Source organism: Burkholderiales bacterium (assembly GCA_015075645.1).
In the GTDB taxonomy this organism is placed as follows: Bacteria; Pseudomonadota; Gammaproteobacteria; order Burkholderiales; family Casimicrobiaceae; genus VBCG01.
The window spans coordinates 204,135-215,718 of record JABTUF010000002.1; the positions used below are offsets into that span (position 1 = coordinate 204,135).

An 11,584-nucleotide genomic window follows, 5' to 3' on the forward strand; every position below is an offset into this window, starting at 1 on the left:
GCTACCCGATGCCGAACGGGGGCTGCCCGTCGGAGGGTGCAGGCGACGCAGACGGGGGCCCCGACGGAGCCGGCGCGGCCGCTTCGCGGTGCAGCCGCCGCACCTGGCGCTTCAGCCGCGCGTTGCGGAGGGCCCCGGACGCGAGCCCGATCGCGACCCCCGCGACGAAGGTGACGAACACCACGAACACGAGCGGCGCCTGCCAGCTCGCCACGCGGAAGAACCGCAGCGTCACCACTTCCGCATTGTCGAGCGACAGGAACAGGAGCGCGAGGAAGAGCGCCGCGCCTGCGAGCCAACGCACGACGCCCATCATCGGACGGCCTGCCGCCGCGGCAGCCGTGCCTCTCGAAGAGAGGCGCACCCAGCGAGCTTCGGGCGGGTCACGCTAATTTTTCTTGAAGTCGACGCGCTCGCGCAACTCCTTGCCGGCCTTGAAGTGCGGCACGCGCTTCTCGGGCACGTGCACCTTCTCGCCCGACTTGGGGTTGCGACCGGTGCGCGGCGGCCGGTGATTGAGGCCGAAGCTGCCGAACCCGCGGATCTCGATGCGCTCCCCTTTCGCGAGGCTCTCGGCCATCGCGTCGAGGATCATCTTCACCGCGAGTTCGGCGTCCTTGGCGACCAGTTGCGGAAACTGAGCCGCCAGGCGGTCGATCAGCTCCGATTTGGTCATCGGCACCGTTCCCCGTCAGCCGTTGGTCTTGTTGTCGGAGAGCTTCGCCTTGAGCAGCGCCCCCAGGTTCGTCGTGCCCGTGTTGGCGCCCGAGTTCTCCTGCGAGATGCGGTTCATCGCCTCGCTCTCGTCGGCCTGGTCCTTCTGCTTGATCGACAGGTTGATGCCCCGGTTCTTGCGGTCGACGTTGATGATCATCGCCGTGACCTTCTGGCCTTCGCGCAGGTGCTGGCGGATGTCCTCGACGCGGTCGCGCGACACCTCGGAAGCGCGCAGGTAGCCCTCGACCTCGCCGCTGCCGCCGAGCGCGATGACCGCGCCCTTCGCGTCCAGGCTCTTCACCGTGCCCGACACGACGGCGCCCTTGTCGTTCAGCGCGACGAAGTTGCTGAACGGGTCGCCTTCGAGCTGCTTGATGCCGAGCGAGATGCGCTCGCGCTCGACGTCGATCGCGAGCACCACGGCGTCGACGTCCTGGCCCTTCTTGTAGTCGCGCACCGCCTGCTCGCCGGCCGCGGTCCACGACAGGTCGGACAGGTGCACCAGCCCGTCGATGCCGCCCGGGAGGCCGACGAACACGCCGAAGTCGGTGATCGACTTGATCGTGCCGTGTACGCGGTCGCCCTTCTTGTGGTTCATCGAGAACTCGTCCCACGGGTTCGGCATGCACTGCTTCATGCCGAGCGAGATGCGACGGCGGTCCTCGTCGATCTCGAGGATCATCACCTCGACCTCGTCGCCCAGCTGCACGACCTTGGTCGGGTGGATGTTCTTGTTGGTCCAGTCCATCTCGGAGACGTGGACGAGACCCTCGATGCCCGACTCGATCTCGACGAACGCGCCGTAGTCGGTGATGTTGGTGACCTTGCCGAAGAGGCGCGTGCCGGGCGGGTAGCGGCGCGAGAGGCCGACCCACGGGTCCTCGCCCAGCTGCTTCAGTCCGAGCGAGACGCGGTTCTTCTCCTGGTCGAACTTGAGGACCTTCGCGGTCACCTCGTCTCCGACCGCGAGCACCTCGGAGGGATGCTTGACGCGGCGCCAGGCGAGGTCGGTGATGTGCAGCAGGCCGTCGATGCCGCCCAGGTCGACGAACGCGCCGTAATCGGTGATGTTCTTGACGATGCCCTTGACGGTCGCGCCTTCCTGCAGCGTCGACAGGAGCTTCTCGCGCTCCTCGCCCAGGCTCTCCTCGAGCACCGCGCGGCGCGACACGACGACGTTGTTGCGCTTGCGGTCGAGCTTGATGACCTTGAAGTCGAGCTGCTTGCCCTCGTAGGGCGAGGTGTCCTTGATCGGACGGATGTCGACGAGCGAGCCCGGCAGGAACGCCCGGATGCCGTTGATCATCACGGTCAGGCCGCCCTTCACCTTGCTGGTGACGAGCCCCTGGACGACGGAGCCCTGCTCCATCGACTGCTCGAGGTCGTGCCAGGCCTTGAGGCGCTTGGCCTTGTCGCGCGACAGCTTGGTTTCGCCGTAGCCGTTCTCGATCGACTCGATCGCGACGGTGACGAAGTCGCCGGGCTTCACCTCGACCTCGCCGCCGTCGTTGCGGAACTCCTCGATCGGGATGAAGGACTCGGACTTGAGGCCCGCGTTGACGACGACGACGTTGTAGTCGACGCGCGTCACTTCCGCGGTGATGAGTTCGCCCGCGCGCATCTCCTGCCGTGCGAGGGATTCCTCGAACAGCGCGGCGAAGTTCTCGACGGGGGTGGAGCCGGACATCTGGGTGGCGGTCGCCATGGGTTGGCCTCGTGGATGCATTGCCGCCCCGCGCGAGAACCCTGTTTCTCGCCCGGCGGCGGGCTGGTTGATGTCAGCGTCCCGCGCACGCCGGCTGTTAGCGCTCGCGGGACGACCCTTTGCACAGGAATCGCGACGGCCCGCTCGCGCCTCCGCGTGCCGGTGCGCCGCGCGGAACGCTTCCGCCGGAACACCCGCCCACGGGACGCCGTGGCCGACCGCCGCGTCGATCGTCAGGTCGGTCGCTCCCGGAATGGCGCGGCAAGCCCCGCCCCCGGGATTTCATGCAAAAGACCGCGCATGATAGCGGAGTTTCCTTTTGTGATCAACCGTTTATCCGGGGCGCCCGATGGGGACGCCGATGCGGGTGCGAAGGTCCCCGCACCAACGCCGACGACGCTGGGGCGTCACCGGGCCGGCCGGCCCACGCCCCGGGGGAAACCCGGCCGGGGGTCAGGAAGCCGCGGGGCCCGAGAGCCTGCGCAGCAGCGCGACGATGGTGCTGCGTTCGTCGGCGGTGAGGTCGCCGAAGGTGCGTTCCGAGATCTCCCGGGCGAACGGCACGGTCTGCTCGACCAGCGCCCGGCCGTCCGGCGTCAGGGCGACCTCCATGCGCCGGGCATCGCCCGGCTCGTGCGTCGCGGTGAGGAGGCCGCGCCACTTCAGGCGCTCGACGATGCCCCGGACCGACGCGTCGTCGATGGCCGTCGCCTCGACGATCGCCGGGATCCGGCAGGTGCCGCGGTCGCGCAGCGTGCACAGCACGACGAACTGGGCCGCGGTCAGTTGCGCGTCGGGAACCGCCTGCTGGAAGATCGCGACGTGCCGCTGGTAGGCGCGCCGCAGCAGGTGGCCGATCTGGTCGTTGAAGCGGTAATCGGTCGGGGTGTCGCTCATCGCGGGGCTCTCCTGGTGCAGGACGCTCACATGCTGAGATAGGAGCGCCGGACCTCCTCGTTCGCGGCGAGATCCGACATCGTGCCGTCGAAGCGGATCTGGCCCTTCTCGAGCACGTAGGCGCGGTCGGACACGAGTTCCGCGAAATGCATGTTCTGCTCCGAGAGCAGGATGCTCACGCCCTCGCTCTTGAGTTCGACGATCATCTGCGCCATCTGCTCGACGATCACCGGAGCGACGCCTTCCGACGGCTCGTCGAGCAGCACGAGGTACGGATTGCCCATCAACGTGCGGGCGACCGTGAGCATCTGCTGCTCGCCGCCGCTCATGCGCCCGCCCGCCCGGCCGGGCATCTCGCCCAGGTTCGGGAACAGCTCGTAGAGCCTGGCAGGCGTCCAGACCGGCGCGGCTCCGCCGTCGGGCCAGCGGCGCGCCGGCTGGCGCCCGACTTCGAGATTCTCCTCGACCGTGAGGTCGGTGAAGATGCGCCGGTCCTCGGGTACGAACCCCAGACCCATCTTGGCGACTTCGTGCGGTTCGGCGCGCGAGATGTCCTCGCCCATGAACGAGAGCGTGCCGCCCCGCTTGTCCATCATGCCCATCACGGTCTTCAGCGTGGTCGACTTGCCCGCGCCGTTGCGGCCCATCAACGCGACGACTTCGCCGCGGCGCACCTGGAGGTCGACGCCGAACAGGATCTGCGCGGCGCCGTACCACGCCGCGAGGCCGCGGACCTCGAGCAGCGGAGCACCGTCGCGAGGCGCGCTCATGCGGCGCCCTTCGCGGCGGCCTTCTCGAAGGTCCGTCCGCTGCCGAAATAGACCTCCTGCACGCGCGGGTCGTCGCGGATCTCCGCGGGCGTCCCGCCGGCGATGAGCCGGCCGCGCGCGAGCACGATGATGCGGTCGGCGTACGCGAACACGACGTCCATGCTGTGCTCGGTGAACAGCACCGCCATGCCGCGCTCGACGACGAGCCGCTTGGTGAGCGCCATCAGGTCGTTGCGCTCCTTCGGCGCCATCCCCGCCGTCGGCTCGTCCATCAGGAGGAGCTTCGGCTGGTTCGCCATCGCGATCGCGAGTTCGACCCGCTTCACGTCGCCGTAGGCGAGCACGCTGCAGGGGCGGTCCGCCTGCCCCGCCATCCCGACCTGTTCGAGCAGCGCCAGCGCGTCGCCGCGCCGATAGTCGCGGGCGCGCGTCCACATCGCGTAGAGCTTCGCATCGGCCGAGATCAGCGCCATCTGCACGTTCTCGACCACGGTCAGCGACGAGAAGGTCTCGGCGATCTGGAACGTGCGGCCGACGCCGTGGTGCCAGATCTCGCGCGGCTTCAACCCGATCATCTCGCGGCCCTCGAGACGGATCGACCCGGTGTCCGCGCGCAACTGCCCGTTGACCATGTTGAACGTCGTCGACTTGCCGGCGCCGTTCGGCCCGATCAGCGCGAGCAACTCCCCGGCGGAGAGCGTGAAGTCGATGCCGTCGACCGCCTTGACGCCGCCGAACGACTTCGACAGACCCGCGACCTCGAGGAGCACCCGGGCGCTCACCGGTTGGCCTTTGCGTCGCGGCGGCCGTAGACGAGCTGGCGCGCGAAGCCCGCGATGCCCTGCGGGAACAGGAGCACGAGGATCAGCATGATGGCGCCCAGCATCGCGCGCCAGTACTCGGTGCTCCGCGCCACGGCGTCGTGGAGCCAGGTGAACACGGCGGCGCCGACCACCGGCCCGGAGAGCGTCTGCACGCCGCCCAGGAGCACCATGACGAGCGCGTCGATCGACTTGCCGACGTGCAGGCTCTCCGGCGAGATGCTGCCTTTCGAGAACGCGAACAGTGCGCCGGCGAGCCCGGCGAAGAGGCCGGCGATCACGAACGCCGTCCACTGGATCCGCTTGACGTCGATGCCGATCGCGTCGGCCCGCAGGAACGAATCGCGTCCGGCGCGCATCGCGTAGCCGAACGGCGAATGGAGCATGCGCCGCAGCACCCAGACGCCGCCCAGCACCAGCGCGAGCGTGAGCGCGTAGTAGGCGCGCTTGTCGGAGAGCCATGCCGCCGGCCAGACGCCGGTGAGGCCGTTGCTGCCGCCGGTGAAGGCGTCCCACTGGTAGACGATGGCCCAGGCGATCTGCGCGAACGCGAGCGTCAGCATCGCGAGGTAGACGCCGGAGAGCCGGACGCTGAACCACCCGACCACGATCGCGCCGAGCGCGCCGACGAGCGGCGCGGCGAGGAGCGCGGCTTCCATCGGCAGCGAGGCCGCGCGGACCAGGAGCGCCGCACCGTAGGCTCCGAGTCCGAAGTACGCGGCGTGGCCGAACGAGTGCATGCCCGCCGGGCCCATGATGAAGTGCAGGCTGGTCGCGAAGAGGACCGCGATCAGGATGTCGATCGCGAGCACGATCACGTAGGGCGATTGCGCCGACAGGACGGGCAGCGCGATGAGCGCCAGGACCACCGCCGCGGTGCCTGCCAGCGCGAGTCGGTCGGGCGCGCGCAGCGGCGCCTCGATGGCCCCGGCGTATCGCGACGGCGCCTGCGGCCGGCCGAGCAGTCCCCACGGACGCACGACCAGCACGACCGCCATCACCAGGAACTCGACGACGAGCGTCAGTTTCGAGAACGAGATCGCCACGCCCGCGATCTCGACCACGCCGAGCCAGATGCAGATCGCCTTCAATTCGGCGATCACGAGCGCCGCGACGTAGGCGCCGGGGATCGAACCCATGCCGCCGACGACGACCACGACGAACGCGGCGCCGATGGTCGAGAGGTCGAGTTCGAGGTTCGCCGGCTCGCGCGGGAGCTGCAGCGCGCCGCCCAGGCCTGCGAGCATCGCGCCCAACGCGAACACCGCGGTGAAGAGCCACGCCTGGTTCACGCCGAGCGCGCCGACCATCTCGCGGTCCTGCGTCGCCGCGCGAACCAGCGTGCCGAAGCGCGTGCGCGTGAGCACGAGCCAGACGAGCCCGAGCACGAGCGGCCCGACGACGATCAGGAAGAGATCGTAGGACGGGAACTGGCGCCCGAGGATGGTCACCGAGCCGGCGAGGCCGGGCGCCCGCGGACCGAGCAGCTCCTCCGGCCCCCAGATCCACAGCGCGGCGTCCTTGATGACGAGCACCAGCGCGAAGGTCGCGAGCAGCTGGAAGAGTTCGGGTACATGGTAGATGCGGCGCAGCAGCGCCATCTCGACGACCGCGCCGAGCGCGCCGACCGCCAGAGCCCCGAGCAGCAGGCCCAGCCAGTACCCCGCTCCTCCGCCGAGCCACGCCACCGCGGAATAGGCGGCGTAGATCCCGACCATGTAGAACGAGCCGTGCGCGAAGTTGACGATCCGCGTGACGCCGAAGATCAGCGACAACCCCGCGCCGACGAGGAAGAGCGAGGACGCTCCGGCCAGTCCGTTCAGGAGCTGCGTGACGAAGCTGGCCAGGGCGTCCATCGGGTGTCGTCCCGCGCGGTCAGTCCGCCGGTCGGAGCTTCTTCACCTCGGCGGCCGACGGGAGCACCTTCGCGCCGTCGACGTAGCGGAAGTCGACCATCACGCCCTTGCCGCCCTCGTTCTTCGTCTTGCCCACGTATCCGCCCATCGTCGACTGGTGGTCTTCCGGGCGATAGGTGATCGTCCCGAACGGCGTCGGCACCTGCAACCCGGAGAACGCCGCGACCATCTTCTCGGTGTCGGTCGACTTCGCCTTCTGCATGCCGGCGGCGAGCGACTTGATCTCGCTGTAGCCGACGACCGAACCCAGCCGCGGGTAGTCGTTGTATGCCTTCTGGTAGGCGGCGAGGAACGCCTTGTGCTCCGGCGTGCTGATCGCGTACCACGGGTAGCCGGTCACGAGCCAGCCGTTCGGCGCCTCGTCCTTCAGCGGGTCGAGGTATTCGGGTTCCCCGGTGAGGAGGCTCGCGACCTCGCGTCCCTTGAAGAGGCCGCGCGTGTTGCCTTCGCGGACGAACTTCGACAGGTCCGCGCCGAACAGCACGTTGAAGATCGCGTCGGGCTTGGCGTCGGCGAGCGCCTGCACCACGCTGCCGGCGTCCACCTTGCCGAGCGGCGGGGCCTGCTCGGCCACGAACTCGACGTCGGGCTGCGCCGCCTTGAGGAGCTCCTTGAAGGTGGCCGCGGCCGACTGCCCGTACTCGTAGTTGGGGTAGACGATCGCCCAGCGCTTCTTCTTCATCGCCGCGATGTCGGGAATCAGCATCGCGACCTGCATGTAGGTCGACGGGCGCAGGCGGTAGGTGTAGTGGTTGCCGTTCTGCCAGACGATCTTGTCGGTCAGCGGCTCGCCGGCGAGGAAGAACACCTTCTTCTGCTTCGCGAAGTCGGTGAGCGCGAGGCCGATGTGCGACAGGAAGGTGCCGGTCAGCACGTCGACCTTCTCGCGCGAGACCAGTTCCTCGGCGATGCGCACCGCGTCGCCGGGGTTGGCGTTGTCGTCGCGCGTGACGAGCTCGAGCTTCTTGCCGTTGACGCCGCCGGCCGCGTTGATCTCGTCGACGGCGAGCTGCATGCCCTTCTTGTACGGTTCGAGGAACGCCGGCTGGGCCTTGTAGCTGTTGACCTCGCCGATCTTGATGGTGCCCTGCGCGGCGGCGGGGAGCGCGGCTCCGCCGAAGAGCAGGGCCAGCGCCAGTGGGCTGAGGATACGTCGGGACAAGCGTGACATCGTGCTGCCTCCCTCGGGAAGTGGTGGATCGTCCCGGCGTCTTCCGGGTCCGAAGCCGCCATCGTGCCACGGTTGCCGGTCCGGCGAGAAGCCGGGAAGCGCCGCGTGAATCGGGAACGGCCGCGCCGCGCGCCCCGCCCCCGGCGGACTCCGTCCGACGCGGGACGCGTGCCGCCGGCCGGTTGCGGCGCGCCGCGCGCGAGTGTAGCATTCGCTACATGAGACGCACAACCCCGAGACCGCGCGCCGCCAGGACGAGCCCTCGATGGCGTTCGCGGGTGCGCTCCACGCCGATGCTCCCCGCCACCACCGCGCGCCCGCTCCGATGAGCGCCCTCCACGAGGAACGCGTGCTGTCGGTGCACCACTGGACCGACCGCCTGTTCAGCTTCACGACGACGCGCGACGCCGCCCTGCGCTTCTCCAACGGGCACTTCACGATGATCGGCTTGAAGGTCGGCGAGCGTCCGCTGCTGCGCGCCTACAGCATCGCCAGCGCCAACTACGAGGACCACCTGGAGTTCCTGAGCATCAAGGTCGAGAACGGGCCGCTCACCTCGCGGTTGCAGCACATCCAGGCGGGCGACTCGATCATCGTCGGACGCAAGCCCACCGGAACGCTCCTGGTCGACTACCTGTTGCCGGGCAAGCGTCTCTACCTGCTCTCGACTGGAACCGGGCTCGCGCCGTTCATGAGCATCGTCCGCGACCCGGAGACCTACGAGAAGTTCGAGCAGATCGTGCTGGTGCACGGCGTGCGCACCGCCGACGAACTCGCGTACCACGACCTCCTGGTCCAGCACCTTCCGTCGCACGAGTTCCTGGGCGACATGGTCGCGAGCCAGCTCCTCTACTACCCGACGGTCACGCGCGAGGAATACCGCCACACCGGCCGCATCCCCGACCTGATGGCGAGCGGCAAGCTCCACGACGACCTCGGCGTGCCGCCGCTCGACCCGGCCACCGATCGGGTGATGATCTGCGGCAGCCCGGCGATGCTGCGCGACCTGAAGGCGATGCTCGAGGAACGCGGTTTCCCCGAGGGGAACACCACGACGCCCGGCGCCTTCGTCATCGAGCGGGCCTTCGCCGACCAGTAGCGCGTCAGAGCACGCCGCGCCCGCGCGCCGCGCCGACCGCGCCGGCGTCCATGCCGAGCCAGTCGGCGAGCACCTCGCCGGTGTGTTCGCCCAGCATCGGCGGCGCGCGACGGTAGTCGACCGGCGTCGCGGACAGTCGGATCGGGTTCCCGACCAGGTCGACGCTCCCCGCCTTCGCGTGATCCATCGTGATCCGCACGCCGCGCTCGCGCACCTGCGGGTCGGCGAACACTTCGTCGATGCGGTTGATCGGGCCGCAGGGCACGCCCGCCTGTTCGAGCGCCGTCACCCACGCCTGCGTCGTGCGCGCGACCGTCGCCTGGCGGAGCATCGGAATCAGCACCGAGCGGTTCGCGACGCGTGCCGGATTGGTCGCGAACCGATCGTCCGACGCCCACTCGGCGTGGCCCGCGACGGCGCAGAACTTCGCGAACTGCGCGTCGTTGCCGATCGCGACGATCACGTCGCCGTCGGCGGTCGGGAAATCCTGGTAGGGCACGATGTTCGGGTGCGCGTTGCCCATGCGCTTCGGGACGACGCCGCCGGCGAGGAAGTTCGACGCCTGGTTCGCGAGGCAGGCGATCTGCACGTCGAGGAGCGCGAGGTCGATGTGCTGCCCGCGTCCCGAGCGCTCGCGCTCGGCGAGCGCCGCCTGCACGGCGATGGTCGCGTAGAGCCCGGTCATGATGTCGGTCAACGCGACGCCGACCTTCTGCGGACCCGCGCCGTCATCGCCCTCGGCGCGGCCGGTGATGCTCATCAGGCCGCCCATGCCCTGGATCAGGAAGTCGTAGCCCGCGCGCGGAGCGTAGGGCCCGGTCTGCCCGAAGCCCGTGATCGAGCAATAGACGAGCCGCGGATGGGTCGCCGCGAGGCTCGCGTAGTCGAGGCGGTACTGCGCGAGCCCGCCCAGCTTGAAATTCTCGAGCAGCACGTCGGCCCGGTTCGCGAGCGCGCGCACGATCTCCCGGCCCTCCGGCTTCCCGAGGTCGACGGTGACCGAGCGCTTGTTCCGGTTGGTGCACAGGTAGTACGCGGATTCGCGGGTGTCGCGCCCGTCGCGGTCCTTGAGCCACGGCGGCCCCCAGGAGCGCGTGTCGTCGCCCGCGCCCGGCCGCTCGACCTTGACGACGTCCGCGCCGAGGTCGGCCAGCAGTTGCCCGGCCCACGGTCCCGCGAGCACCCGCGAGAGGTCGAGGACGCGGATGCCCGCGAGCGGCGCCGCCCGCGTCGTCGGGGCGCTCACGAAAACGCCGCGATGCCGGTGATCGCGCGTCCGAGGATCAGCGCGTGCACGTCGTGCGTGCCCTCGTAGGTGTTGACGACCTCGAGGTTCACGAGGTGACGCGCGACGCCGAACTCGTCGCTGATGCCGTTGCCGCCCAGCATGTCGCGCGCCGCGCGGGCGATGTCGAGCGACTTGCCGCAGGAATTGCGCTTGAGGATCGAGGTGACCTCCACCGCCGCGCTGCCTTCGTCCTTCATCCGGCCGAGGCGGAGGCAACCCTGCAGGCCGAGCGCGATCTCGGTCAGCATGTCGGCGAGCTTCTTCTGGATGAGCTGGTTGGCCGCGAGCGGACGGCCGAACTGCTTGCGGTCACCCACGTAGCGGCGCGCCGTCTGGTAGCAGTCCTCGGCGGCGCCGAGCGCGCCCCACGCGATGCCGTAGCGCGCGCTGTTCAAGCAGGTGAACGGTCCCTTGAGCCCGCGCACGTCGGGAAAGGCGTTCTCCTCGGGGCAGAACGCGCCGTCCATCACGATCTCGCCGGTGATCGAGGCGCGCAGCCCCACCTTGCCGTGGATCGCCGGCGCCGACAGGCCTTTCGTGCCCTTGTCGAGCACGAAGCCGCGGATCTGCCCCTCGTCGTCCTTCGCCCAGACGACGAACACGTCGGCGATCGGGCTGTTGGTGATCCACATCTTGCTGCCGGTGAGCGAATAGCCGCCGGGGACCTTGCGGGCGCGGGTCACCATGCTGCCCGGGTCGGAACCGTGGTTGGGCTCGGTCAGCCCGAAGCAGCCGATCCATTCGCCGGTCGCGAGCTTCGGCAGGTACTTCTGGCGCGTCGCCTCGTTGCCGAACGCGTGGATCGGCACCATGACGAGCGAACTCTGCACGCTCATCATCGAGCGGAAGCCCGAGTCGACCCGCTCGACCTCGCGCGCGACCAGTCCGTAGCAGACGTAGTTCAATCCCGGGCCGCCGTACTGCGCGGGAATCGTCGGGCCGAGGAGGCCCAATTCCCCCATCTCGCGGAACACCGCGGGATCGGTCTTCTCGTGGCGGAACGCCTCGAGGATGCGCGGCGCGAGCCGTTCCTGCGCGTAGGCCGCGGCGGCGTCGCGGACCATGCGCTCGTCCTCGTCCAACTGGTTGTCGAGGAGCAGCGGATCGTCGGCGTGGAACACGGGCTTCGGGGTCTTGGCGGACATGGCGTCGTACCTCGTCTGGGGAGCGGTTTCGAAGGCGCGGACGACCGCCTCCGGT

11 protein-coding genes are annotated in these 11,584 nt (G+C 69.4%); 1 reads left to right on the forward strand and 10 read right to left on the reverse strand.

The window, feature by feature from the left end:
• Nucleotide 1: 1 nt before the first annotated feature.
• From HS109_04415 to HS109_04450, 8 genes are all read right to left on the reverse strand, one after another.
• Complete coding sequence (locus HS109_04415; GenBank protein ID MBE7521613.1) at nt 2-313, reverse strand: LapA family protein; 312 nt, start codon at nt 311-313, stop codon at nt 2-4.
• 75 nt (nt 314-388) lie between these two features.
• Nucleotides 389-676 (reverse strand): integration host factor subunit beta, encoded by a 288-nt coding sequence (locus tag HS109_04420; protein ID MBE7521614.1) that lies wholly within the window; start codon nt 674-676, stop codon nt 389-391.
• Nucleotides 677-691: 15 nt separating this feature from the next.
• Nucleotides 692-2,404 (reverse strand): 30S ribosomal protein S1, encoded by a 1,713-nt coding sequence (gene rpsA, locus HS109_04425; GenBank protein ID MBE7521615.1) that lies wholly within the window; start codon nt 2,402-2,404, stop codon nt 692-694.
• 471 nt (nt 2,405-2,875) lie between these two features.
• Nucleotides 2,876-3,319, reverse strand: coding sequence for a winged helix-turn-helix transcriptional regulator (locus HS109_04430; protein ID MBE7521616.1), 444 nt, complete (start codon nt 3,317-3,319; stop codon nt 2,876-2,878).
• Nucleotides 3,320-3,345: 26 nt separating this feature from the next.
• On the reverse strand, nt 3,346-4,089 hold the full coding sequence (locus HS109_04435; protein MBE7521617.1) for an ABC transporter ATP-binding protein: 744 nt from the start codon (nt 4,087-4,089) through the stop codon (nt 3,346-3,348).
• Nucleotides 4,086-4,859, reverse strand: coding sequence for an ABC transporter ATP-binding protein (locus HS109_04440; GenBank protein MBE7521618.1), 774 nt, complete (start codon nt 4,857-4,859; stop codon nt 4,086-4,088). Before HS109_04440 ends, HS109_04435 begins: the two co-directional genes overlap by 4 nt.
• Before the next feature lie 8 nt (nt 4,860-4,867).
• Nucleotides 4,868-6,766, reverse strand: a complete 1,899-nt coding sequence (locus HS109_04445) for an ABC transporter permease (GenBank protein ID MBE7521619.1) — start codon at nt 6,764-6,766, stop codon at nt 4,868-4,870.
• Between the two features lie 19 nt (nt 6,767-6,785).
• Complete coding sequence (locus HS109_04450; GenBank protein ID MBE7521620.1) at nt 6,786-7,997, reverse strand: ABC transporter substrate-binding protein; 1,212 nt, start codon at nt 7,995-7,997, stop codon at nt 6,786-6,788.
• A 325-nt stretch (nt 7,998-8,322) separates the two neighbouring features.
• On the opposite strand from HS109_04450, the gene HS109_04455 reads away from it, so the two are divergent.
• Nucleotides 8,323-9,096, forward strand: coding sequence for a ferredoxin--NADP reductase (locus HS109_04455; protein MBE7521621.1), 774 nt, complete (start codon nt 8,323-8,325; stop codon nt 9,094-9,096).
• Between the two features lie 4 nt (nt 9,097-9,100).
• Here the strand turns inward: HS109_04455 and HS109_04460 are convergent, their stop codons facing one another.
• Both HS109_04460 and HS109_04465 read right to left on the reverse strand, forming a co-directional pair.
• Nucleotides 9,101-10,342: a CoA transferase gene (locus HS109_04460; protein ID MBE7521622.1), complete on the reverse strand. Its 1,242-nt coding sequence runs from the start codon at nt 10,340-10,342 to the stop codon at nt 9,101-9,103.
• Nucleotides 10,339-11,529, reverse strand: a complete 1,191-nt coding sequence (locus HS109_04465) for an acyl-CoA dehydrogenase (GenBank protein MBE7521623.1) — start codon at nt 11,527-11,529, stop codon at nt 10,339-10,341. The genes HS109_04460 and HS109_04465 overlap by 4 nt, the downstream gene beginning before the upstream one ends.
• Between the last annotated feature and the right edge of the window lie 55 nt (nt 11,530-11,584).